Raw genomic sequence first — 24,897 nt, forward strand, 5'->3', positions numbered from 1 at the left:
ATACGCGGTGCGGGCGAGCCGGTCCAGGGTCGCCCGGTCACTCCGCGCGGCCGCCGCGCATCGTGATCGATCCCGTGTCCGTTCGATCGGCGGGGAGCGGCCGCGCGTGCGGGAGCTTGCTGCCGAGCACCATCGCCACGACGTCGCGCGCGATGTGCTGTGGCGTGAGGCCGACACGTTCGAGGATCTCGGCGCGGGTGCCGTGGGCGAGGAATTCATCGGGCAGTCCGAGTTCGGTGACGGCCGTGTCGACGCCGGCCTCGCGCAGGTCCTGGCGGATGCGCGTGCCGATTCCCCCGACCCGGATCCCGTCTTCGATGCTCACGACGAGGCGGTGCTCAGCGGCGAGCCCGATCAGGCTCCTGGGCACAGGGACGACCCAGCGCGGGTCGATGACGGTCGCGCCGATCCCCTGCGCTGACAGGCGCCTGGCGACGTCGAGGCCCATGGCCGCCATCGGTCCGACCGTGACGATGAGCACGTCTTTCTGCGTCGATTCGAGGAGAACGTCGACGCCGTCGTCGAGGCGGGCCACAGCGTCGAACTCGACCCCGGTGCTGCCCTTCGGGAAACGCAGCACGGTCGGTCCGTCCTCGACGGCGACGGCCTCTCCGAGCTCCTCGCGGAGCCTGGTCGAGTCGCGCGGCGCAGCGAGACGGATGCCGGGGACGACCTGAAGGATGGCAAGGTCCCAGATGCCGTGGTGGCTCGGCCCGTCCGGGCCGGTCACGCCCGCGCGGTCGAGGACGAAGGTCACCCCGGCCTTGTGCAGGGCGACGTCCATCAGGACCTGGTCGAAGGCGCGGTTGATGAAGGTCGCGTACAGGGCGACGACGGGGTGCAACCCGCCGAAGGCTAGGCCGGCGGCGCTCGTCACGGCGTGCTGTTCGGCGATGCCGACGTCGTGCACCCGGTTCGGGAACCGTTCCGCCATCCGGTGCAGCCCGGTCGGACGCAGCATGGCCGCCGTGATCCCGACGATCCGCTGGTTCTCGGTCGCGAGGTTCAGGAGTTCGTCGGCGAAGACCGAGGTCCAGGACGGCGCGCCGGGGGTCTCGGTCGACTCCCCCGTCTCCGGGTCGATCTGGCCGACCGCGTGGAACTGGTCTGCGGTGTCCTGCATGGCAGGGTTGTAGCCCTTGCCCTTCTGGGTGATCGTGTGCACGATCACCGGCGCACCGTAGTTCCTGGCCTGCTGGAGCGCCTCGAGCATCGCTTCCATGTCGTGCCCGTCGACCGGACCGATGTACTTGATGTCGAGGTTCGAGTACAGCGCCTCGTTGTTGGAGAATCGGGCGAGGAAGCCGTGCAGCCCGCCGCGGACACCGCGGAAGAACGCACGGGCCGGTGCGCCCATGCTGTCGAAGGCGCGGCGGCTGCTCAGGTAGGCCGCGTGATAGCTGCTGCGGGTGCGCACGGTGTTGAGGAACCGGGCCATGCCGCCGATCGTCGGGGCATAGGAGCGGCCGTTGTCGTTCACGACGATGATCAGGCGGCGGGTGTTGTCGTCGCTGATGTTGTTGAGCGCTTCCCAGGTCATCCCCCCGGTGAGCGCACCGTCTCCGACGACGGCGATCACGTGCCGGTCGCTCTGCCCGGTCATCTCGAAGGCGCGGGAGATGCCGTCAGCCCAGGACAGCGAGCTCGAAGCGTGGGAGCTCTCGACGATGTCGTGCACGGACTCCGAGCGCTGCGGGTACCCCGCGAGGCCGTCCTGCTGGCGGAGGCCGCTGAAGTCCTGGCGGCCGGTCAGGAGCTTGTGCACATAGGACTGGTGCCCGGTGTCGAAGACGATCGCGTCGCGCGGCGACTCGAAGACGCGGTGGATGGCGATGGTCATCTCGACCACGCCGAGGTTCGGCCCGAGGTGCCCGCCGGTCTTGGAGACCTCGCTGACCAGGAAGCCGCGGACTTCCGCCGCGAGCTGGACCAATTCTTCGAGCGAGAGGCGGTCGAGGTCACGCGGCCCCGTTATGGTCTCCAGCAGGCTCATCGGCAACACCTTTCGAGTACGACGTCGCGGGCAGAAAGGAACCGGCGCGTAGCTTCAACAGGAGTTGAGTCTACGCGCCGGTCCCGAACGGTTACCCGGTAATCGTGCCGGTTACGCGACCAGTGAACGAAGAACGTACTGCAGGATGCCGCCGTTCCGGTAGTAGTCGGCCTCACCGGGCGTGTCGATGCGGACCACGGCGTCGAATTCGACGGTCGCCTTGCCCGCTGCCGAGTTCTCGCTCGGGGTCGCGGTCACGTGGACCGTCTTCGGGGTGACGCCGGCGTTGAGTTCCGTCAGGCCCGCGATCGAGACGATCTCGGTGCCGTCCAGTCCCAGGGACGCCCAGCTCTCGCCGGCCGGGAACTGCAGCGGGACGACGCCCATGCCGATCAGGTTCGAGCGGTGGATCCGCTCGAAGCTCTCGGTGATGACGGCCTTGACTCCGAGGAGGCTGGTTCCCTTGGCCGCCCAGTCCCGTGAGGAACCGGAGCCGTACTCCTTGCCGCCGAAGATCACGAGCGGGATGCCGGCGGCCTGGTAGTTCTGGCTCGCGTCGTAGATGAACGACTGCGGCGCGCCCGCGACGGTGAAGTCGCGGGTGTAGCCGCCCTCGACGTCGTCGAGGAGCTGGTTGCGCAGCCGGATGTTGGCGAAGGTGCCGCGGATCATGACCTCGTGGTTGCCCCGGCGCGATCCGTAGGAGTTGAAGTCGCCGCGGGCGACCCCGTGCTCGACGAGGTACGCTCCGGCGGGGCTGTCGGCCTTGATGTTGCCTGCCGGGCTGATGTGGTCGGTCGTGACAGAGTCGCCGAGCTTCGCGAGCACCCGGGCGCCGACGATGTCGCTCACCGGGGTGGTCTCGAGCGTCATGCCGTCGAAGTACGGGGGCTTCCGCACGTAGGTGGACTCGCTGTCCCACTCGAAGACTTCGCTGTCTGGCGTCGGCAGGGAGCGCCAGCGCTCGTCGCCCTCGAAGACGGCGCCGTACTCCTTCGTGAACATCTCGGTGTCGATCGAACTGTCGATCGTCGACTGCACCTCGGCGGAATCCGGCCAGATGTCCCTGAGGAACACCGGGTTGCCCTCGGTGTCGTCGCCGAGGGCATCCGTCTCGAAGTCGAAGTTCATCGAACCGGCGAGGGCGTATGCGATCACGAGCGGCGGGCTCGCCAGGTAGTTCATCTTGACGTCCGGGCTGATCCGGCCCTCGAAGTTGCGGTTGCCCGAGAGAACGGCCGTGACGGCGAGGTCGTTCTCGTTGATCGCGGCGGACACCTCGTCGATGAGCGGACCGGTGTTGCCGATGCACACGGTGCAGCCGTAGCCAACGGTGTAGAAGCCGAGGGCTTCGAGGTCACCGGTGAGGCCGGCCTTCTCGTAGTAGTCCGTGACGACCTTGGAGCCCGGTGCGAGGGTCGTCTTGACCCACGGCTTGCTCGTGAGGCCCTTCCTGACGGCGTTGCGGGCGAGGAGCCCGGCCGCGAGCATGACGCTCGGGTTGGACGTGTTCGTGCAGGAGGTGATCGCGGCGACGGCGACGGCCCCGTGGTCGAGGGTGTAGCTCGCCCCCGCGGCGGTCTCGATCGCGACCGGGCTGGAGATGGTACGCGGCGGGTGGCTCACGTGGGTGTGCGAGATCGCGTGGGCGCTGCTCTCGTCCTGGGCGGTGAACCCGATCGGGTCGGAGGCGGGGAAGGTCGCCTCGACGGCGGCATCGACCTGGGACAGGTCCTGGGTCGCGTAGCTCTGCAGGTCGGTCTCGAACTGGTTCTTGGCGCGGCTGAGCTCGACCCGGTCCTGCGGACGCTTGGGACCGGCGATCGAGGGGACGACGGTACCGAGGTCGATCTCGAGGTACTCGCTGAAGACGGGCTCCCGGGCCGGGTCGTGCCAGAGGCCCTGCAGCTTCGCGTATGCCTCGACGAGGGCGACCTGTTCCTCGCTGCGGCCGGTGAGGCGCAGGTAGCCGAGGGTGACATCGTCGATCGGGAACATGGCGGCGGTCGAGCCGAACTCGGGGCTCATGTTGCCGATGGTCGCGCGGTTGGCGAGGGGGACCTCCGCGACGCCTTCTCCGTAGAATTCGACGAACTTGCCGACAACGCCGTGCTTGCGGAGCATCTGCGTGATGGTGAGGACGACATCCGTCGCGGTGACGCCGGTCGGGATGGAGCCGGTGAGCTTGAAGCCGACGACCTTGGGGATGAGCATGGAGACGGGCTGGCCGAGCATGGCCGCCTCTGCCTCGATGCCGCCGACGCCCCAGCCGAGAACGCCGAGACCGTTGACCATGGTCGTGTGCGAGTCTGTACCGACGCAGGTGTCCGGGTAGGCCTGCAGCACACCGTTGACGACGCGGGTCATTGTGACGCGGGCGAGGTATTCGATGTTGACCTGGTGGACGATGCCGGTTCCCGGCGGGACGACCTTGAAGTCGTCGAAGGCGGTCTGGCCCCAGCGCAGGAACTGGTAGCGCTCGCCGTTGCGCTGGTATTCGATCTCGACGTTGCGCTCGAGGGCGTTCTCGCTGCCGAAGAGGTCGGCGATGACCGAGTGGTCGATGACCAGTTCGGCGGGTGCGAGCGGGTTGATCTTGTTCGGGTCGCCACCGAGCTCTGCGACGGCCTCGCGCATCGTGGCGAGGTCGACGATGCAGGGCACGCCCGTGAAGTCCTGCATGATCACGCGGGCTGGCGTGAACTGGATCTCGGTGTCCGGTTCGCTCGTGGGAACCCAGGCGCCGAGGGCGCGGATGTGATCGGCCGTGATGTTGGCGCCGTCTTCGGTGCGGAGGAGGTTCTCCAGCAGCACCTTGAGACTGAACGGCAGCAATTCGTAACCCTGCACCGAGTCCAGGCGAAAGACCTCATAGTCTGTCGCTCCGACGCGGAGGGTGTCCTTGGCTCCAAAACTGTTTAACGCAGACACGATGCCCTCTCCTTTGTTGAAACTGACGGGAATCCGTCCGCAGTCCCCAATCCTGACGAACGGACCAGCGCAAGGCCAGCAAGGGTAACCTAACCGGCGGCGTCACCGAACGATATCACCGTCAAACTATCTTGACGTAGAGATAACTCTAGCAGGGAGCGGCTGCCCGGTCTTCCCCTGGCGCGCCCTATTCGCGGTCGAAAACGAGACCGGTGCGCCGCGCACGCCGGTACATGAGCTCGATGCCCGCCGCTCCGAGCGCCCCGATGCCGATCCCGAAAAGCAACGGGAGGTCGAGGCGCACGTCGATGACGAAGAACGCCCGGGTGAACGGGATCGTGCACGCGAGCACCATCGCAGCGGCCATTCCCGTGACGAGGGCGAGACGGGGACCGGTGAGCGGCCGGGCGAGCACGCAGAGAATCCAGAGCGAGACGACGAAAAGCGCGATGGTCGTGACGCTCCGCGCCTCGTGGAGCGGAATCCTGCCGTAGAGGAAGAGGAACGTCACGAGGGCCGTCGCCGCGGCGATGGCGCCTGTCGGCACGGCGTAGCGGAGGATGCGGCGCAGGACCCCCGGGGTGTAGATCCGCCGGTTGGGCGCAAGCGCGAGCACGAAGGAGGGGATGCCGATCGCGAGGCTGGAGACCAGCGTGAGCTGCCGGGGCAGGAACGGGAACGGCAAGGCGAGCAGGGAGGTCGTCAGGGCGATCAGGATGCCGTAGACCGTCTTGGACAGGAACAGGTTGGCGACGCGTTCGACGTTGGCGATGACCCTGCGACCGAGGCCGAGCACCTCGGGGAGGCGGTCGAAGCGGTTGTCGAGCAGGACGAGGCGCGACGCCGCCTTCGTGGCAGGGGTCGCAGACCCCATCGCGATGCCGAGGTCGGCGTCCTTGATCGCCATCGCGTCGTTGACGCCGTCCCCCGTCATCGCGACCGTCCGCCCCTGTCCCTGCAGCAGGGCGACGGCCGTCCGCTTCTGCTCGGGGCTGACCCGTCCGAACAGGCTCGTCGTTTCGAGTGCGGCCGCCAGTGCTTCGTCATCGTCGAGTTCTGCAGCGTTGACCGTCTCGCCGGCCACGCCGAGGCGGCGCGCGATCGCGGCGACCGTCACGGGGCTGTCCCCGGACATGACGATCACGCGCACCCCCTGCGTCGCGAAGTACCGCAGGGTCTCTGCCGCGTGCGGGCGCACCGATTCGCGGAACACCACGAGGCACACCGGTTCGAGGCTGGAGTGCTCCGGGTCGATCGCCATGTCGAGGGGTGTCGTCCCGTCCAGGCGCACGAGCGCGAGGGTGCGGTGTCCCTCGGCGGCGATAGCGGATGCCGCGGCCAGCGATTCGGGGTGCGCCGCGAGCAGCCGCTCGGGGGCCCCGAAGAGCCACGACGAACTGACGCGCCCGGGAAGGTCGAGGGTGATGCCGCTGAACTTGCGGGCGGAGCTGAACGGGAGCCGGGCGCCCACGACGGCCGCCCCCGGTTCGAAGTGCAGCCCGAGCACCCGCGCGGTGAGGTTCGCCGCATCGTCCGTGCCGATCAGGCCGAGCACGAGCCGGGCATCCGCTTCGTGCGCCGCCGACTGCACGACGAGCCTGTCGAAGTCGAGCGTGCCGCTCGTGAGGGTACCGGTCTTGTCGAGGCAGAGCACGTCCACCCGCGCGAGCACCTCGACAGCGGCGAGTTCCTCGATGAGGACCTTGTGCCTGGCCAGCTGGATGGCGGCGAGGCCGAAGGCGAGGCTGATCAGGAGGACGAGGCCCTCGGGGATCATGCCGACGACGCCGGCCACCGAGTCGCGGAGTGCGCTTCGCCACGGAGCATCCGGCCCGGTGAAGAGCGCGTCGAGCCCGCCGTATGCCGCGATGCGCCCGATCAGGGTGAGAAGGATCACCGGGCCGAGCAGCCACGACAGCAGCACGAGGATGCGGTTGGTCGCCGCCCGGAGCTCGGAGTGGACGAGGGAGTGCCGTTTGATCTCGGCGGTGAGCCGGTTCGCATACGAGTCAGCACCCACGAACGTGAGCCGCGCGTAGCCGGAGCCGCCCGAGATGTACGAGCCGGACAGGAGTTCGTCGCCGACGACCTTGACGACCGGATCGGACTCCCCGGTGAGGAGGGACTCGTCCGCGACGAGATCGTCTCCGTCGAGGACGACGGCGTCAGCGGGCACCTGGTCGCCCGGCCGGAGGATGAGCACGTCGTCCTGCACGACCAAGCCGAGCGGGACGATGTGCGCGAACCCATCACGCTTGACCGCGACTTCGGGAACCGCGAGGAGCGCGAGGCGGTCGAGCACGAGCTTCGCACGGACCTCCTGCACGATCCCGATCAGCGCGTTCGCGACGACGACGAGGTAGAAGAGGCCGTCCCGGTAGTCGCCGAGCACGGCGACGGCGACGAAGCACACGGTCAGGATCGCGTTGAACAGGGTGAAGACGTTCTCCCGCAGGATGTCCGCCACCGTGCGCGACGTCGACTGCCGGACGTCGTTGCCTCGACCGTCCGCGAGCCGCTCGGCGACCTCGGCGTCGCTCAGCCCATCGTGAACCCCCGCGCCGGTCATGAAGCTGCGCCGGTCACGACGCTGCTGTGGTCATGGATCAGTTCCCGGATTCACCGTCGGCGGGCGGGCTCGGACGGTAGACGGACCGCACCATCAGCCACGACACGATGAGGAGCGGCGCATACAGCGGGATGCCCATCAGGAGCTTGGTCGCGCCGAGCCAGGCGACGTTGCCTGCGTAGTACAGCGGGAGTTCCACGGCGAGGCGCAGGAGGAACAGCCCTGCCCAGAGCGCGGTCAGCAGGGTGAGCACCCGGCGCTTGGACGGGTCGGACCGCCAGTTCACGCCGTCGCCGACCAGGAAGCCGACGGCGAGGCCGATGAGCGGCCACCCCACGATGATCGAGATCACGAGGGCTCCCCCGTACACGCCGTTGATCCAGAACCCGGAGAGGTAGAAGTCCTCTGCCTTTCCGGAGAGCAAGGCGAGCACGGCGCTGATGCCGATGCCGACGAGTCCGCCGACAGCCTGCGTCACGGTCTGCCTCGCCGCGACACGCAGGCCCGCCATCACGACACCGATCACGATCGGGGCGACGAGGGAGGGAACCAGGGCCCGGGTCAGGGTGTACGTGACGAGGAAGACGAGCCCGGGCACCACGGCCTCGACCAGGCCGCGGATGCCGCCCATCGCTGCGAGCAGGGCGTGGCCGCTGATCGGCTCCCCCTCTGCCGCGGGCGAGAAGCCGGCACGTCGCGCCGCAGCGGCCATGCCGTCGGCGAACACGGCCTTCGGGGCCGGCTCCACCGGGTGGGGGGTCTCCGGCTCGTCGCGGGATGCTGGGGTGTCCGTCATGTCGGGGCGATCTTCCTGGCGGGAACGGGTGGGGTCAGGCGTCGGACGGTTCTGCGGGGCCGGCGGGCGTGACCGGCATGCGCAGCGGGATCAGGTCGCGCGGCGGCATCGGTGCGGACCCCCGCACGACGACGATGCTGCGGAAGAGGTCCTCGATCTGCGCGGCGGCGTCCGGGTTGATGGCGCCTTCGCCCGCGATCACTCCGCGGAGGAACCAGCGGGGGCCGTCGACGCCGATGAAACGGGCCAGCCTGCTGGTTTCGGAGGCGTCCTGGCCGGTGGCTACGGGGATCTCCGCGACGAGCTCCGGACCGAACGGTCCTTCTCGCAGCGTCGTCGTGCCGCCCTGCTTGCCGATCTGGTCCGCGATCTGGTCGCGGATCTCGTGCCACAGCCCACTCGACCGCGGTGCGGCGAACGGCTGGACCTGCAGGGTCGAACCGGCGTAGTCCAGGCCGATGGCCACGACACGCTTGCTGCCCTCTTCGATCTCGAGGCGCAGGTGCAGGCCCTCGCGCGGCAGGACCTTGACGCCGCCGAGGTCGACGTACGGTCGCACCGGGTTCGCCTCGCTCTCGTCGAGGGGCCCCTCTGTCTCACGGTCCTCCGGCGCCGACTTGGGCAGTGGTTCCGGGAATTGGTCCGCATTCGCGACGTCGGTCACGGGGTGTCTCCTGACATTGGTGAGCCGGCGGTCTGCCGGCCGTTTCCCGATTCACTCACACCCGTTGATCCGAAGCCGCCCGCGCCGCGCTGGCTGTCTGGCAGCCGGTCGACGGGAATGAAAGCGGCCCGGGAGACGGGCGTGATGATGATCTGGGCAATGCGATCGCCCACGGCGATCGCAAAAGATTCGGTCTGGTCGGTGTTGAGCAGCGAGACCTTGATTTCGCCCCGGTAGCCGGCATCGACGGTACCCGGCGAGTTCACGATCGTGATGCCGTGCTTGGCCGCGAGGCCGCTGCGGGGCACGATGAACGCCGCATAACCGTCCGGGAGGGCGATCGACACGCCGGTCCCGACCAGGGCACGCTCGCCGGGGGCAAGAACACGCTCTTCAGCCGAGTGCAGATCTGCTCCGGCGTCGCCCGGATGCGCGTACCGCGGAACGATGGATGCGGTTATCAACACTTCGACGCTTTCTGCCACGTGTCGAGGGTAGTGCAGAAGTCTGATCGAATAGAGCCATGCCTGAATATCGTGAAAAACTCTGGGCCTCACCAGCCCCATTCCTCGCGACCGCACTGCTGATGCCGGCGAGCATCCTCGTTTTCGCACCGATCTCGATGCTCTGGGGAATCATCATCGCCATCGTGCTCTACGGTGCCGCGATCCTCACCCTGCTGCTGACTGCTCCGGTCGTCTCCGTCGCGGACGGTGTCTTCACGGCGGGTCGCGCGCGAATAGGAACGGAGCTGATCGGGGAGGCCGTGCCCTTCGAGGCCGCAGAAGCGACGCTCGAGCGCGGACGCAGGCTCGACGCGCGGGCCTGGCTGTTGATCAGGGGCTGGATCGGTCCCGTCGTACGGGTCCCGATCGAGGATCCCCAGGATCCGGCACCGTACTGGCTCGTCTCGACACGCCACCCAACGACGTTGGCCGCCGCGATCAATGGATCACGACGGCCGGCATCAAGTAACTAAAACGCGCTTTTAGGAGTCGCACTCCAGGCAGACCGGGCCGAGCTTGGTCTCGTGCGACATCTGCGAGCGGTGCTTCACGAGGAAGCACTCTACGCAGGTGAATTCATCGGCCTGCGGGGGCAGGACGACGACATCGAGGTCGAGGTCGGACAGATCGGCACCGGGTAAATCGAACCCACCGGGGTTGTCTGAGTCGTCTACATCCACGACGCCAGACATCTTGTCCGGTACGCGCTCCTTGAGGGCCTCAATCGACTCAGAGTCGTCTTCGGACTTTCGGGGTGCGTCGTAATCGGTTGCCATGCCCATCCATTCATTCATTTAATGCCGATTAACGAAATCAGCGGGCACAGTTTGCAACAATCCCGAAGGAATAGCAAACTCTCGCCGCTGATAACTTCGGCTGAGTGGTCAACTTACGGCACGCCCGGCGTATTCCCCGGAATGAGGGGCGTTTCATGACAGTGTTGGCGAATCAGTGATCGCGAGAGGGCTTTCGCCATGCAGGATTTGAAGGTAATCGGAGTAGAGAACGGCGCGCTGCTTGCAGCGAGCGAGGATGGTGACCGTTTTCGGATCCCCATCGACGAGGTTCTCCAGTCCCGGCTTCGCCAAACCCAGATAGAACACACCCCGAAAACAAAGCTGTCCCCGCGGGACGTGCAAGCGCACATCCGTTCCGGCATGTCGGCTGAGGACGTCGCCGCCGTGACGGGAGCCCCGATCGACTTCGTCCGTCGCTTCGAGGGTCCGGTTGTCGCCGAACGCGAGTACATCGTCTCGTGCGCCCTCGGCGTGCCCGTCCACACCGCGATCGAGCCCGATCCCGGAGAGGGATCCGCGACGTTCGGCGGCGTCATCCGCGAGCGCCTCGCCTCCCTCGGGGCAACGGACGAACGCTGGGCCAGCTGGAAGGAACCCGGCGCCGGCTGGATCGTCAAGCTTGCCTTCACCGCGGACGACATCGACCACGATGCCCGCTGGTCCTTCGAACCGAAGAAGAACGCGCTCTCCCCCCTCGGCAACGAGGCCATCGCACTCTCCCAGCAGGGCGAGCTCAAGGGCGCGCTCATCCCCCGCCTCCGCGCGGTCGGCGCGGAGACGAGCCCCGCCGACGTGTCCCGCTTCGACAGCGGCGCATTCACGTTCAAGGAGTCCCTGCCGGACGAGCTCATGAACGACACGGCGCCCCAGTTGGATCCGATCCCCTATTCCCGCTCGGCCGGAACGACGGAGGCCGTGTCCAAGGCGGCGATCAAGCGTGCCGCAGAACCGCCCAAGAGCCTGAGCGAGACCGCGGACCTGCTCGAGTCCCTGCGCCGCCGCCGCGGCGAGCGTGAAGCCGCCGTCCTCGGCTCAGGCGCCCCCGTCCCGGACTCCCGGGGCGAAGCGCCGGCACCGGGCGGACCGCGACTCATCGACGACCCCGCCCAGGCATCCGTCGCCGACACCCCGGTCGAGGCCCCGCGTACGGACCCGACCCGCAACGCCTGGGCCTCCCAGGCGGCCACCGGGCAGCCGCGCAACACCGGCAACCTCGGAAAGCGTGGACGCGCCTCGATGCCCAGCTGGGACGAAATCGTCTTCGGCGCCCGCACCGACGACGACCTCGCCTGAGCGCTCACCTCCTCCTCCTCCTCCCCCCCCGCTTCCGTCCTCCGCGGGCGGGGACCCGGCCCGGCCACGATCCGACTTCGTCGCCGTGGCTGGTATTCGGCGGGCCTCGTTGTTATAGTTTTATCGAACATACGTTCGATACGGCAGGCGAGGTGATCAGTGGTCCCGATCGACGGGCAACACCCTGAACCCGTCACGGTCCAGACGAACAGCAGGGGAGAACCCCGCCGGATCCTCTGGCGCTCGCGACGATTCCGGGTGACGGACACGCCGACCGCCCTCGTCGGCACGGCGGACTGGTGGCGCCCCTTCGCGCCGAACACCTTCGGTGTCGGGCATCCGCCGCTGTGCATCGCCGGCTGGCGGTTCCAGGCGACGGCGGAGGACGGCGAAACGCACGTCTTCGACGTGCGCCATGCGACGGAAGACGACGACTGGTTGCTGCTGCGGACCTTCGACTGACCCGGCCGGTTCCACAGTGTCCCCGCCCGGCGTCATACTGGCCGCATGCCCACGCGTGCCTCCCGCTCCGATGTCCTGCGCCTCCGACTGGTGAGCCACGGGCTTTCCGCGCCCGCAGGAGAGGCCGGCGGGCCGGACGGCCCGCTCGCCGTGGTCGAGCGGATGCTCGCGGTGCAGGCCCAGGACCTTCCCGCGGCGAGCTGGGCGCTCGGGGTGCGCTCCCCGGGCACCGTCGCCGCCGATGTCCTGTCCGCGCTCGATGCCGGGTCGATCGTGCGTTCGTATCCGATGCGCGGAACGCTGCACCTGGTCCCCGCGACCGACGTCCGGTGGATGCTGGACCTCACCGCCGCGAGGGTGCTCGCATCGATGGCGACCAGGCAGAGACAACTCGGGCTCGACGACACCATCATCGCCGCGGCCGCGGAGGCGGCCACCGGCCTCCTCTCCGGCGGCAGGCGCCTCAGCCGCACCCCGTTCCTCGCCGGGCTGCGGTCCGCGGGGATCAACCCCGACGGCCAGCGCGGCTATCACCTGATCGCCGCCCTCGCGCTCGCGGGTCTCGTGGTCTGGGGTCCCAACCAGGACGGCCAGCCTGCGCTCGCCCTGCTCGACGAGTGGGCGCCCGCGCAGCGCCGCCTCGACCGAAGTGAGGGACTCGCCGAGTTCCTCGTCCGCTACCTGGATGGCCACGGCCCCGCGACCCTGCGCGACTTCGCGGCGTGGACCCAGCTCACGGTCGCTGACGCCCGGGTCGCTCTCGCGGAAGCCGGCGACCGGCTGGAGGAGCTCGAGGTGGACGGCGAGACCCTGCTCCTCCCCGCGGCCACGGAACGCGGCACCCTCGGCTCGCGACCGGCACAGCGCACGCCCGTGCTCGCGCTGCCCGGCTTCGACGAGTACCTGCTTGGCTACCGCGACCGGTCGTACGTCGTGGACGACGCCGATTTCCCGCGGGTCGTTCCCGGTCTCAACGGGATCTTCCTGCCGCTCATCGTCGCGGACGGGCGCGTGATCGGCACCTGGCGGAAAGAAACCACGCGCACCAGGGCGGCCGGACCGACCGTCGCGGTCGAGGCTGCGCCGTTCGGCACCCTCACCGCACGGCGAACCACCGGCTTCGCCAGGGCGATCCGTGACTATTCCGCCTTCACCGGACTTCCCACGACGATCACTCCCCCGACTGCCCCTTCCGCTCGAGCGGGCACGATATCCTGAACGGGTGAGAATATCGGCCCGCGTTCGATCCTCGAGCCGGATTCCGTTGCTCCAGGCTGTGAAGACCTCCCTCGCCGTCATGCTCGGCTGGGTGCTTTCGCAGGGACTCCTGCACACTGAGCTCCCGATCTTCGCCGCGATCGCGGCGCTTCTCGTCGTGCAGCCGAACATCAACCAGACCCTCGGCCGGGCGATCGAGCGCAGCCTCGGCGTCGTCGGCGGGGTGCTCGTCGCCTACGGCGTCGGCGTAGCATTCGGCAAGTCGAGCTGGATCGTGCTGCTCGCGATCGTATTCTGCATCCTGCTCGCCTGGGCGCTCCGCCTGGCCCCGAGCTCGGCGAGCCAGATCCCGATCAGCGCCATGATGGTGCTCTCCATCGGAGCCACGACGCCGGAATACGCCAGGGATCGCATCATCGAGACGATGATCGGCGCCGCGGCCGCACTGCTCGTCAATGCGCTCATCGTGCCGCCGGTGCTGCTCGCGCCCGCGCACGAGACGGTCATCCGCCTCGCTCGCGAGGTCGCGGACACCCTGGACCGCATCGTCGACGCGCTGCGCTTCCCGCAGACGCAGACGCAGATCGAGGAGATGATGATCAAGGCGCGGCTGCTCAGGCCGATGCTGAACAAGGCGGAGAAGGCCCTCAAATCAGCGGAGGAGAGCCTGACCCTGAACCCGCGCCACACCACGAACCGACGCCTGCTCGACGTCGACGAGGAGTTCTACAACCGGCTGACCTCTCTCGTGACCCGTGCGATCGGCATGACGAGGTCGCTCAGGGACCACTACGACCATTCCCTGCATCTCGAGCCGACGGTGCTCGCGATCACCGTCGAGCTGAGCCGCTCCGCGCACGACCTCCGGCTCCTCGCTGCGGAGGCGGACTATCCCGATCGGGATCACCTGCCCGTCGCGGTGGAACCGCCCGCCCTGACCGAACCGCTCCTGATCATGACGCCGCATCCGCAGCACTGGATCCTGATCGGATCGCTCATGGAGGACCTGCGGAGGGTCCGCGAAGAGATCAAGGGCGAGTAGTAGCCCAAAAAAAGGGGCCCCACCTAAGTGGGACCCCTTTTCACGAACCGGGAAGACTACGCCTGGTTGAGGACGGCCTGCAGCTCGATCGTGATGGTGACCTTTTCACCGAGGAGGAAGCCGCCGGTCTCAAGCGCTGCGTTGTAGTTGAGGCCGAAGTCGGCGCGGGTGATCTCGGTCTTGGCCGTTGCACCGGCCTTGTAGTTGCCGTACGGGTCGGTGCCGAAGCCGCCGAACTCGAAGTCGAAGGTGACGGGCTTGGTGACGCCCTTGATCGTGAGGTTGCCGTCGACGAGGAACTCGCCCTTGACTTCACGGACACCGGTGGAGACGAAGTCGATCGTCGGGTAGGTCTCGGCCTCGAAGAAGTCGCCGGTGCGGAGGTGGCCGTCGCGGTTGGCTTCGTTGGTGTTGATCGAAGCGACGTCTGCCGAGGCGGTGACGACGGAGTCGAGGGGGTTCTCGCCGGTGACGAAGGTCGCTGCGAAGGTGTCGAACGTGCCCTTGACCTTGCTGATCATGATGTGGCGGATGCTGAAGCCGACCTCGGAGTGGGTCGGGTCGATGGTCCAGGTTCCGGCCTTGTAGCCCGGGATGGTCGTCGCGGTGGTTTCGGTCATGATGCTCCTCAAGTCTGCGTGACGGATGGATCGCCGCCCTCGGATACATGCAAGCGCATAGAGAGCGGGTTTATTCCGGATCGGGGAGAAACTCCCGAAATACTTTTGCCGGACTACACTCGGCCATCACAGGGGAGGCCGGTCATGCTGCAGCTTCGGGACATCGCGGGCGAAGCCGTCATGCTGCTCGCGGGCGGTCGCTCCATCCTGCTCCAGCTCGCGGATCCGGCGATCGGGCACGGGGTCGCCCACCACAGCGATTTCGAGAACCGGCCGCTCGACCGGCTGGCCGGCACCCTGAGCTACGCATACGCCGTGACCTGCGGCACTCCCGATCAGGCAAGGGCTGCGGTCCGGCGGGTGAACCGGGCCCACGTTCCCGTCGTCGGCGCGGCAGCCGGCGGGGCGCCAGCGTACAACGCCTTCACGCCCGAGCTGCAGCTCTGGGTGGCCGCGACGCTCTACGACTCGGCCGTCGGCATGTACGAACGGGTGTTCGGAGCGTTCGACGAAGGCACCGCCGAGTCCCTGTACCGGGAATACGCGGTGCTCGGCACGGCCCTGCAGGTGCCCGAAGCGCTGTGGCCGCGCGATCGGGCGGCCTTCGCGACCTACTGGCAGGAGAGGCTCGATGGGCTCCGGACGGATGACACCACCCGGGAGGTCGCCAGACGGCTCCTGTACCCCCGCAGCGGGCCGCTGCTGTTGCGCCTGGCCATGCCCCTCGCTCGCCTGGTCACCGTCGGACTGCTGCCACCCTCCGTGCGCGACCTGTTCGACCTGAGCTGGTCTCCTCGTCGGCAACGCCGCTTCGACCGGATGCTGCGCCTCACGATCCGCGTCTACCCGCTGCTCCCGAGGCGCGTGCGGCACTGGCCGCGCGACCACTACCTCGGCTCCCCCGCTCCGTCAGCCGCACGGATTCGTGTTCGCTGATCCGTTTCGCTGATCCGTGGAACGCCGCGTTTGCCGGGGCGATACACTCTCGCCATGGACAGCACGACGGACACCGTTCGCCCCACGACGACGCAGCATGAAGAGCTGGGCCGTGCAGCGCGGATGCGGCTGCCGCGATCGTCGCTCGCCGCCTGGGAGGCCCCGGCGAATCGCAACGATCCGGTGGACCTGCTCCTGGGCCAGGCGAGCACGAGAGACCCGTCCCTGATCCCGCTGCGGCATGCCCGGATGGGCGTGTCACCGTTCACGTTCTTCCGTGGAACGGCGCTCGTGATGGCGCGGGACCTCGCCGCGCTTCCGGACACGGGGCTCGGCACCCAGCTCTGCGGTGACGCGCACCTGTCCAATTTCGGCCTGTTCGCGAGCGAGGACCGCCGCGTCGTCTTCGACGTCAACGATTTCGACGAGACCTGGCGCGGACCCTTCGAGTGGGACGTGAAGCGTCTGGCGACCTCGTTCGTCCTCGCCGCTGCCGACGCCGGCCTGCCTGCCGAGATCGGCAGGGCTGCTGCCCTCGAGGCCGCGCACAGCTATCGCAGCACGATCGCGGACTATTCGAGTATGCCCATCATGCGCGTCTGGTACGACCGGATGGAATCGAGCCACGTCGAAGCCATCATCTCCGCGTCGACGGGCAAGACCGGTCGCCGCGCGGTCAGGGACAGCGTCGCCAAGGCGGAGACCCGCGACACCTGGTCCGTCGTGCGCAAGCTCACCCGGGTGGTGGACGGGCACCGGCGGTTCCTCGACCAGCCGCCGCTGCTGACCAGGATCCCGCTCGCCGGCTCGACGGCCGAAATCGTCGAGGCGACCTTCGCCGCCTATCGCGCATCGCTCAACGAAAGCCGCAGGCGCCTGCTCGACCGGTTCCACATCATCGACTTCGCCCACAAGGTCGTCGGGGTCGGCAGCGTTGGCCTGTACTCCTGGGTCGTCCTGCTCGAAGGGATCGGACCGGAAGACGTGCTCGTGCTCCAGCTCAAGGAGGCACAGCGATCGGTGATCGACCGGAGTGACACGGCGACGGGGTCGCACGCGGGGCCCGCCCATGCCGGCCAGCGCGTCGTCGAGGGCCAGCGCCTGATGCAGGCCTCGGGAGACGTGTTCCTCGGTTGGGCGACGACCCCGCTCGGCGGGCAGTACTACGGGCGTCAGCTGCGCGACATGAAGTGGTCGCCCGATCCTGCGACGTTCACCGCGGCAGGGCTGCTCGCCTATGCCCGGCTGACCGGCACGACACTCGCGCGCGCCCACGCCCGTTCCGGAGACCCGGTGCCGATCGCCGCCTACCTGGGCCTGGGCGGCAAGGCCGACAGGGCGTTCGCCGACTTCGCGGTCGCCTATGCGGAGCAGGCCACGGCGGACTACGCCGGTTTCGTCGCCGCGACCAGGTCAGGGCGCCTCGTCAGCGCTTAGTGGAAACCGTCGCCTAGAAGAAACCGTCCGGCGTGCCCGCCGCCTTGGTGACCTCATCGGTGCCGATGTGGGCTGCGGTGAGCTTGGCCATCGCCACGCGGAGTCCCGATTCCATCTGGGCAGCCCAGACCTCGGTCTCCCGGCTCGACGCGTCCGCGACGTCGGCCCGCTTGATCGCGGTCTCCTTCTCGGCGCGCTCGTTCTTGACCTGCTGGATGCTCAGGGTGATTCCGTAGTACGCCGCGACCATCGAGGCGATCGGAGTCGCGAAGACGGCGAGGGCGTTGATGCTCTCGCTCGAGACGCCGACGAGGATCATCACGACGAACGCGAGTCCGAGCATCCCGATGGCGGCCAGCACGACGAGCGCAGTGCGCGACGCGCCGCTCCCGCTGGCCGAAACGGCGGATGCCGGCCGAGGCTGCTTCTCCGGCGGGGCCGAGATCGCCCGGGACCCGGTCTCCGTTCCAACGACCGGGGTCACGGCCGTGTTGTCACCCGTGTTGTACGGGGTGGTGCGGTTGAAGTTCTCTGTCGGAAAATCAGTCATGGTGGTACTCCGTCATCCCTGTGGTTTCGGCACGTATGTGGTTTCGGCACGTGTGTGTGGGTCTGAAGCTGCGGGCATCCGCCCGATCCGGTTCACGTGGTCCGGCCGGCCTGGCCGGACGCGTCCGGCGGGCTCGGCACGTCGTCCGCTGCGTCGAGGAAGACCCGTTTATACGAGCGGCCGTCCGGCAGCTCGATGGTCTGGCTGGCCAGTTTACCCCGGCTCACCCGGAGATAGACGGCCTGGACGGTGATACCGAGCCTCGTCGCCGCCTCCGCGACCGAGTATCCGGGCAGTTCGGTCGGCACGGAACTCGGACGGGCCGATCGCTTCCGGCCTGCCTCGAGGCGGGCGGCGATCTCGGAATCCGAACCGCTCCACCGCCACCTGGCCGCCGGTGGTTTCAGCCCGGCCGCCGCCGCGATGGCCTCCCAGCCGGTACCGGCGGCGAGGGCGTCCCGCACCGCGGCGAGGGTCGCCGGGTCGGCGTCGAGGGCGAGCAGCAGCCGGCGGATGCCGCGTACGCGGTCGAGCGGGTCCGCTGCGGAATCGAGGGCCGCGAGTGCGGCAAGGGCCGTTCCGGTCTCCGCGGACAGGAAGCCGCGCTGACCGCTCACGAGGCCGCCTGGGCGAGGACGAGCACGGAGTGCGGTGCCAGCACGACGGACCCGTCGTCCGCGCGGGAGAGCAGCGCGGGCCCGTCCGTCCCGAAGTCGAGCAGCACGGCGCCGGACCCGGCAGGCATGCGCCGGGCATCCGCTGCGAGGTTCACCAGGATCTCCGCGGAACCACGGACCAGGCGCAGCCAGGACCCCTCGGCGTCGTACTCGACACCGACCCGGTCAAGGCGCGGTTCCGTGAAGGACGGCACCTCGCGGCGCAGTTCTGCGAGCCGTCGGTAGAGGCCGAGCAGCCGTGCGGGTCCTGGACGCTCGGATTCGTCCCAGTCGAGCCGGGACCTCGTGAACGTCGCCGGATCCTGCGGGTCGGGCACGAGTGCGGGATCCCAGCCCATCCGCGCGAATTCGCTGATCCGCCCGGTCGCGGTCGCCGCGCCGAGTTCCGGCTCCGGGTGCGAGGTGAAGAACTGCCACGGCGTGGTCGCACCCCATTCCTCCCCCATGAAGAGCATCGGGGTGAAGGGGCCGAGAAGGGTCAGGGTCGCGGCGATGGCGAGCTGGCCTGCGTCGAGCGTGCCGGTCAGGCGATCGCCGGTGGCACGGTTTCCGATCTGGTCATGGTTCTGGCTGCCGACAACGAGACGCCAGGCCGGCATCCGTTGCCTGTCGATCGGACGGCCGTGCCTGCGGCCGCGGAAGCTCGAGAACGTTCCGTCGTGGAAGTAGCCGTCGGTGAGGACCTTGGCGAGGGCGCTGAGCGGGGCGAAGTCGGCGTAGTAGCCGGTGGTCTCCCCGGTCAGTGCGACGTGCACGGCATGGTGGAAGTCGTCGCTCCACTGTGCGTCGAGGCCGTAGCCTCCGGCCTCCGCCGGGGTGATCAGGCGTGGATCGTTGAGGTCGGACTCGGCGATCAGGGTCAGCGGGCGACCGGCGAAGGCACTGAGCGCGGCGACCTCCCCGGCCATTTCCTCGAGCAGGTGGGTTGCCCGATCGTCGCGGAGGGCGTGCACGGCGTCGAGGCGCAGCCCGTCGACGTGATATTCGTCGAGCCACATCAGGGCGTTGTCGATGATGTGCCGCCTGACCGGATCGGAGTCCGGTCCGTCGAGGTTCAGCGAGGAACCCCAGGTGTTCCCGGCCGCCTCGCTGAGGTACGGCCCGAATTCCGGCAGGTAGTTCCCACTCGGCCCGAGATGGTTGTAGACGACGTCCTGGATCACTCCGATGCCGGCCTGGTGGCAGGCGTCGACGAAGCGCTGGTAGGCGGCGGGTCCCCCGTAGCCCTCGTGGACGGCGTACCAGAGCACGCCGTCGTAGCCCCAGTTGTGGGTTCCGTTGAAGGCGTTGACCGGCAGGAGCTCGACGAAGTCGATCCCGAGTGAGACCAGGTGGCCGAGGCGTGCTGCCGCGGCGTCGAGGGTGCCCTCCGGGGTGAAGGTACCGAGATGCAGCTCATAGATCGTGGCGCCCGCGAGCTGGCGGCCGGTCCACCGCGAGTCCTGCCAGGCGTGCGCGCCGGGGTCGAAGGTGCGGGACAGGGCATGCACGCCGTCGGGCTGGCGGCGGGAACGCGGGTCGGGGAACGGCCCTGCGCCGTCGATCACGAATCCGTAGTCGCGAGGCTCTGCCCGGCCGTCGGACATCCGCAGGCGCCACCAGCCGCCCTCCGCCCTGGCCAGGGACCGGGTGACCGGTTCCCCGGCAGAGCCGGGGGCGGTGTCGCGCAGGAACAGGTCGACCGCCTGGGCGTGCGGCGCCCAGACCTCGACATCCCAGGCCTCGTTGGTGGGCTCTGCTCTGCTCATCTGCCGGCCTCCCCCGTGACGATCGGTGATTCGATCCCCTGGCCCGTGCCCTGATCCGGCACGAGGAGGGCGACCGGGTAGCGGCGCAGCAGGTCGCGCACGAGGAGGGTGCCGCCGGCGAACCGTTCGCCGGTGAGGACGTCGGTCACCGGGATGCCGGCGAGCACGATCGTGGTGTCCCGCCAGCCTCCCTGTGCTGCGAGGCCGAGCGGAAGCCGGGTGGCGACCGTGACGGCGTCGCCGCGGTCGAAGGCGAGCAGGTGTGCCGCGGCGGCGCCGTATGCCGGAACGGCCGCGTGGCGGAAGAACCGTTCGGGGGCGTCGCGGCGCTGGCGCAGCGCGCGGCTCGTGACGAGCATCTTCGCGGCGCCGGTCTCGTCGATGGGCGGCAGCCATCCGTCGTCGATACGGGCGAGGATGCCGCGGCGGACGGTGTAGTCGACGGGGCGCCGGTTGTCCGGGTCGACGAGGGAGGTCTCCCAGAGTTCGCTGCCCTGGTAGACGTCCGGTGCTCCCGGCATGGTGAGCTGCACGAGCTTGGCCGAGAGGGAGTTGCTCCAGCCCGCCTGCCGCACCCGTTCCACGAAGTCCGTGAGGGCGGCCGTGACGGTGGGGTCGTCGAAGGCCGCGGCGACCAGGGTCTCGAGCTTCTCCTCGAAGGGGGCGTCCGGGGCGTTCCAGGTCGTCGACGTTCCGGATTCGCGGGCGGCCTTGAGCGCGTATGCGCCCAGGCGTTCGCGGCTGGCCGGCCAGGACCCGACGACCGCCTGCCAGAGCAGGTTCTCGAGCGGGCCGTCGCCGAGCGGCACATTCGTGCGAAGCGTGTCCAGGGTCGCCTCCCACTCCGCGGGAATCTCGGCGATGACGGTGATGCGGGCGCGGACGTCCTCTCCCCGTTTCGTGTCGTGGGTGGAGAGCGTCGTCATCGAGTCAGGGAAGGTCGCCGCCCTGGCCTGCTGGCGCGCGTGGAAGGTATCCGCATCGATGGAGAATTCCGAGGGGTCTGCTCCGACCTCGTTGAGCGAGGTGAGCCGGCTGTAGCGGTAGTACGCGGTGTCCTCGACGCCTTTGGCCATCACCATGCCGGAGGTCTGCTGGAACCGGACGGCAGCGGGGGTCCGCGGGTCGGCCAGCACGGCCAGGAGCCGGCCGATCGTTCCGGCGAGGTCCGGCCTGCGGTCGGACGCGCGCCGTGCGGCCTCGTCGACCAGCTCGAAGCCGAGCGGGAGGTAGGAGCGGTACACCGGCATGGCGGTGAGCAGCTCTGCGAGGGCGTCGACCGCCTCCGGCCCGGGGATCCCGGGGATGAGGCGTGCGATCCTGCGCACCTCTGAGCCCAGGATGCCGTCGGCGATGCCTCGTTTCCGCTCGGAGACGAGCTCGGCCCAGGTCTGCGGGCGGCCGTTCTCCCCCGGTTCCGGGGAATCGTCCTGCAGGCGTTTCTCGAGCGCGTCGAGGGCCGGCCGTCCCGCCGGGTCGACGAGGATCCGGTCGACGTCGGCGAGGGCGTCGTAGCCCGTCGTGCCCCTGGTGGACCAGCTCGTCGGCAGGGTCTCGTCGCCCTCGAGGATCTTCTCGACGAGCACGTACGTTCCGTCGGTCGCCAGGCGCAGCCGGTCGAGGTAACCGCCCGGGTCGGCGAGGCCGTCGGGGTGGTCGACCCTGATGCCCTGAACGAGGCCGTCCCGCACCCAGCGAACGATCTCGCGATGCGACTCGTCGAAGACCCAGGGAACCTCGACGCGGATGCCCGCAAGGCTGTTCACGGCGAAGAAGCGCCGGTAGTTGAGGTCCCGGTCGGCACGGCGCCAGTTGACCAGCGTGTAGTGCTGCCTCGAGTGCACGGTCCGGGGATCGGCGCCGTCGTCGGCCGTGCCGGGGAGGATCGGGAACCGGTGGTCGTAGTAGTGCAGCTCGTCGCCGACGATCTCGAGCCGGTCGAGTTCGCTGCCCTCTCCCGCGTCGCCGAGGGCCGGAAGCAGGATCTTTCCATCGCCCGCCGCCCAGTCGACGTCGAACGCCTCCGAATAACGGGAGTCCTGCCCGAATCGGAGCAGGTCCCACCACCAGGCGTTGCGGTGCGGGTCGTCGACGCCCATGTGATTGGGCACGATGTCCACGAGGATGCCGCGCCCGGCATCCGCCACCGCTGCAGCGAGCAGGCGGAGCCCCTCAGGCCCGCCCCTGGCGGGGTCGATGGCCGCGTGGTCGACGACGTCGTAACCGTGGTCGGAGCCGTCGGCGGAGGTGAGGAGCGGCGAGAGGTAGATCCAGTCCGCGCCGAGGCCGACGATGTAGTCGAGGACCCTCTCAGCGGCGGCGAGGTCGAAGGCCGCGGTGATCTGCAACCGGTAGGTCGAGTGCGGGATCCTCATGGTTCGACCGGGTGGTCCGGGTTGAGCGCGAGCGCCGTCGGCGTTCCGGCGAGGCCGGCGAGGGAGGCTGCCACGGAATGGTCAGGCGCGACCTCGGGCGCCTGGTAGGCACGGAGCACGACGACGGACCGGGACTTGACCGTCTGGATCGCGCCGGCCGGGCGCGGGATCGCGTCGGCGCCTTCGCCGGCCGTGTCGACCACGATCTCCCACTGCGGAGCGTAGATCGCAGGGGGCAGCCGGAATTCGACGTCCTCGGCGTCCGTGTTGAAGCACACGAGGAAGTTGACGTCGACGACGGGCTGGCCGCGATAGTCACGTTCCCGGATGCCGTCGCCGTTGAGGTACATGGCGACCGTGCCCGCCCTGCCCTCGTCCCAGTCCTCCGTGCGCATCTCCTCGCCGTCGCTGTTCAGCCAGACGATGTCGCTCAGGGTGTCGCCGTCGGCGGCGCGGACGTTGGGATGTCCGTCGAAGAAGCGGCTGCGGCGGAAGGTGGGGTGGTCCTTGCGCAGCCGGGAGATCGCGGCGGTGAATTCGATGAGCGGCTGGTCTGCCGTGTCCCAGTGGATCCAGCTGAGCTCGGAGTCCTGGGCGTAGGTGTTGTTGTTGCCCTGCTGGGTGCGGCCGAGCTCGTCGCCGTGCAGGAGCATCGGCACGCCCTGGGACAGAAGGAGGGTGGTCAGGAAGTTGCGGTGCTGCCTGGCGCGCAGGGCGAGGACTTCCGCGTCGTCCGTCGGGCCCTCCGCACCGGAATTCCAGGACCGGTTGTGCGACTCACCGTCGTTGTTGCCCTCGCCGTTGGCGTCGTTGTGCTTCTCGTTGTAGGAGACGAGGTCGGAGAGGGTGAAGCCGTCGTGCGCCGTGACGAAGTTGATCGAGGCCACCGGACGCCGCCCGGAGTGCTCGTAGAGATCCGCGGAGCCCGTGATCCGCGAGGCGAACTCTCCGAGGGTCGACGGCTCACCCCGCCAGAAGTCGCGGACGGTGTCCCGGTACTTCCCGTTCCATTCCGTCCACTGGGCCGGGAAGTTGCCGACCTGGTAACCGCCGGGGCCGACGTCCCACGGCTCGGCGATGAGCTTCACCTGGGAAACGATCGGATCCTGCTGGACGAGTTCGAAGAAGGTGGAGAGCTTGTCGACGTCGTAGAGGTCCCTGGCCAGGGCGGAGGCCAGGTCGAACCGGAAGCCGTCGACGTGCATCTCGATCGCCCAGTACCGCAGGGAATCCATGATGAGCTGGAGGACATGGGGGTGGCGCACGTTGAGCGTGTTTCCCGTGCCCGTGTAGTCCATGTAGTACCGCTTGTCGTCGTCCATCAGACGGTAGTACGCCTCGTTGTCGATGCCCTTGAACGAGATGGTCGGGCCGAGGTGGTTGCCCTCTGCGGTGTGGTTGTACACGACGTCGAGGATGACCTCGATGCCGGCATCGTGGAGGCTGCGCACCATTCCTTTGAACTCCTGCACCTGCTGGCCGCGATCCCCCGTTGAGGAGTACGCGTTGTGCGGGGCGAAGAAGCCGATCGTGTTGTAGCCCCAGTAGTTGCGGAGCCCCTTCTCCTCGAGCGTCCCGTCGTTGACGAACTGATGCACCGGCATCAGTTCGATGGCCGTGACTCCGAGTTTCTGCAGGTGGTCGATGACCGCGGGATGCGCGACCCCCGCGTATGTGCCGCGCTGCGACTCAGGGACGAGCTCCATGAGCTCGGTCAGGCCCTTCACGTGGGCCTCGTAGATGAACGATTCGCTGTACGGCGTGCGCGGCGGGCGGTCGCCGAGCCAGTCGAAGAACGGGTTCACCACGACACCGAGCATCATGTGCGACGCAGAGTCGTCGTCGTTCCGGGAATCCGGGTCGCCGAAGTTGTAGGAGAAGAGCGACGGATCCCAGTCGATCGTCCCGGAGGTGGCCTTGGCGTACGGGTCGAGCAGGAGCTTGTTCTCGTTCAGGCGGTGTCCCGTTGCTGGGTTGTAGTCGCCGTGCACCCGGTAGCCGTACCGCTGCCCCGGCTGCACGAGCGGCAGGTAACAGTGCCAGATGAACGCACTCGACTCGATGACCTCCACCCGGGTCTCGGTGCCGTCATCGTCGAAGAGACACAGTTCGACGCGTTCCGCCGCCTCGCTGAAGATGGCGAAGTTCGTTCCGGTTCCGTCGAACGTCGCTCCGAGGGGGTACGCGGTGCCTGGCCAGGTTTCCAAGGGACTCCTTATGCTGATTTCCGGTGGATGCGCTCACCCGAGCGGGCAGGCGGCACCCCTTGTACGCTACCGCGTC

At 68.5% G+C, this 24,897-nt stretch carries 20 protein-coding genes; 7 read left to right on the forward strand and 13 right to left on the reverse strand.

The genetic code is table 11. The annotated features are described in order from the left end of the window. Positions 1-37 precede the first annotated feature (37 nt). From dxs to dut, 6 genes are all read right to left on the reverse strand, one after another. Positions 38-1,993, reverse strand: a complete 1,956-nt coding sequence (gene dxs, locus E3O46_RS04500) for a 1-deoxy-D-xylulose-5-phosphate synthase (RefSeq protein ID WP_134561175.1) — start codon at positions 1,991-1,993, stop codon at positions 38-40. A gap of 111 nt (positions 1,994-2,104) precedes the next feature. Then, a complete protein-coding gene (gene acnA, locus E3O46_RS04505) occupies positions 2,105-4,924 on the reverse strand; it encodes an aconitate hydratase AcnA (protein ID WP_134561176.1) in 2,820 nt (939 codons plus the stop codon). Positions 4,925-5,111: 187 nt separating this feature from the next. Then, on the reverse strand, positions 5,112-7,493 hold the full coding sequence (locus E3O46_RS04510; RefSeq protein ID WP_134561177.1) for an HAD-IC family P-type ATPase: 2,382 nt from the start codon (positions 7,491-7,493) through the stop codon (positions 5,112-5,114). 37 nt (positions 7,494-7,530) lie between these two features. Further along, on the reverse strand, positions 7,531-8,289 hold the full coding sequence (locus E3O46_RS04515) for a DUF3159 domain-containing protein (RefSeq protein ID WP_134561178.1): 759 nt from the start codon (positions 8,287-8,289) through the stop codon (positions 7,531-7,533). A 34-nt stretch (positions 8,290-8,323) separates the two neighbouring features. Beyond that, a complete protein-coding gene (locus tag E3O46_RS04520; protein ID WP_134447986.1) occupies positions 8,324-8,953 on the reverse strand; it encodes a DUF3710 domain-containing protein in 630 nt (209 codons plus the stop codon). Continuing rightward, complete coding sequence (gene dut, locus E3O46_RS04525; RefSeq protein ID WP_241975429.1) at positions 8,950-9,438, reverse strand: dUTP diphosphatase; 489 nt, start codon at positions 9,436-9,438, stop codon at positions 8,950-8,952. Before dut ends, E3O46_RS04520 begins: the two co-directional genes overlap by 4 nt. A 38-nt stretch (positions 9,439-9,476) precedes the next feature. On the opposite strand from dut, the gene E3O46_RS04530 reads away from it, so the two are divergent. Next, a complete protein-coding gene (locus E3O46_RS04530; RefSeq protein ID WP_134447982.1) occupies positions 9,477-9,932 on the forward strand; it encodes a DUF3093 domain-containing protein in 456 nt (151 codons plus the stop codon). 9 nt (positions 9,933-9,941) lie between these two features. Here E3O46_RS04530 and E3O46_RS04535 read toward each other — a convergent pair whose 3' ends face one another. After that, positions 9,942-10,235, reverse strand: coding sequence for a DUF4193 domain-containing protein (locus tag E3O46_RS04535; protein WP_134447980.1), 294 nt, complete (start codon positions 10,233-10,235; stop codon positions 9,942-9,944). Positions 10,236-10,433: 198 nt separating this feature from the next. Between E3O46_RS04535 and sepH the strand changes: the two genes are divergently transcribed. The 4 genes from sepH to E3O46_RS04555 all read left to right on the forward strand — a co-directional run bounded on the left by sepH (position 10,434) and on the right by E3O46_RS04555 (position 14,271). Next, positions 10,434-11,549, forward strand: coding sequence for a septation protein SepH (gene sepH / locus E3O46_RS04540; protein ID WP_134559825.1), 1,116 nt, complete (start codon positions 10,434-10,436; stop codon positions 11,547-11,549). A gap of 159 nt (positions 11,550-11,708) precedes the next feature. Continuing rightward, positions 11,709-12,011: a hypothetical protein gene (locus tag E3O46_RS04545; RefSeq protein WP_241987333.1), complete on the forward strand. Its 303-nt coding sequence runs from the start codon at positions 11,709-11,711 to the stop codon at positions 12,009-12,011. A gap of 45 nt (positions 12,012-12,056) precedes the next feature. Next, positions 12,057-13,229, forward strand: coding sequence for a winged helix DNA-binding domain-containing protein (locus E3O46_RS04550; RefSeq protein WP_134561179.1), 1,173 nt, complete (start codon positions 12,057-12,059; stop codon positions 13,227-13,229). A 4-nt stretch (positions 13,230-13,233) separates the two neighbouring features. Next, complete coding sequence (locus E3O46_RS04555; protein WP_134559821.1) at positions 13,234-14,271, forward strand: FUSC family protein; 1,038 nt, start codon at positions 13,234-13,236, stop codon at positions 14,269-14,271. Between the two features lie 56 nt (positions 14,272-14,327). On the opposite strand, the gene E3O46_RS04560 is transcribed toward E3O46_RS04555, so the two are convergent. After that, positions 14,328-14,891 (reverse strand): YceI family protein, encoded by a 564-nt coding sequence (locus E3O46_RS04560; protein WP_134559820.1) that lies wholly within the window; start codon positions 14,889-14,891, stop codon positions 14,328-14,330. Positions 14,892-15,035: 144 nt separating this feature from the next. Between E3O46_RS04560 and E3O46_RS04565 the strand changes: the two genes are divergently transcribed. Both E3O46_RS04565 and E3O46_RS04570 read left to right on the forward strand, forming a co-directional pair. Next, positions 15,036-15,827, forward strand: a complete 792-nt coding sequence (locus tag E3O46_RS04565; protein WP_174774629.1) for an oxygenase MpaB family protein — start codon at positions 15,036-15,038, stop codon at positions 15,825-15,827. Between the two features lie 54 nt (positions 15,828-15,881). Then, entirely contained in the window at positions 15,882-17,264 is a 1,383-nt protein-coding gene (locus E3O46_RS04570; RefSeq protein ID WP_134561180.1) for a DUF2252 domain-containing protein, read from the forward strand. 13 nt (positions 17,265-17,277) lie between these two features. Here E3O46_RS04570 and E3O46_RS04575 read toward each other — a convergent pair whose 3' ends face one another. The 5 genes from E3O46_RS04575 to glgX form a co-directional block, all read right to left on the reverse strand. Beyond that, the gene (locus tag E3O46_RS04575) at positions 17,278-17,814 is read right to left on the reverse strand and encodes a hypothetical protein (RefSeq protein ID WP_134447966.1); all 537 of its coding nucleotides are present in this window, start codon (positions 17,812-17,814) and stop codon (positions 17,278-17,280) included. Positions 17,815-17,906: 92 nt separating this feature from the next. After that, complete coding sequence (locus tag E3O46_RS04580; protein WP_134561181.1) at positions 17,907-18,431, reverse strand: hypothetical protein; 525 nt, start codon at positions 18,429-18,431, stop codon at positions 17,907-17,909. After that, on the reverse strand, positions 18,428-20,239 hold the full coding sequence (treZ, locus tag E3O46_RS04585) for a malto-oligosyltrehalose trehalohydrolase (protein WP_134559810.1): 1,812 nt from the start codon (positions 20,237-20,239) through the stop codon (positions 18,428-18,430). The genes E3O46_RS04580 and treZ overlap by 4 nt, the downstream gene beginning before the upstream one ends. Then, on the reverse strand, positions 20,236-22,614 hold the full coding sequence (gene treY / locus E3O46_RS04590) for a malto-oligosyltrehalose synthase (protein ID WP_134561182.1): 2,379 nt from the start codon (positions 22,612-22,614) through the stop codon (positions 20,236-20,238). Before treY ends, treZ begins: the two co-directional genes overlap by 4 nt. Continuing rightward, positions 22,611-24,821, reverse strand: a complete 2,211-nt coding sequence (gene glgX / locus E3O46_RS04595) for a glycogen debranching protein GlgX (RefSeq protein ID WP_134447958.1) — start codon at positions 24,819-24,821, stop codon at positions 22,611-22,613. The genes treY and glgX overlap by 4 nt, the downstream gene beginning before the upstream one ends. Positions 24,822-24,897: the final 76 nt, after the last annotated feature.

It is taken from the genome of Cryobacterium glucosi (assembly GCF_004402235.1).
In the GTDB taxonomy this organism is placed as follows: Bacteria; Actinomycetota; Actinomycetes; order Actinomycetales; family Microbacteriaceae; genus Cryobacterium; species Cryobacterium glucosi.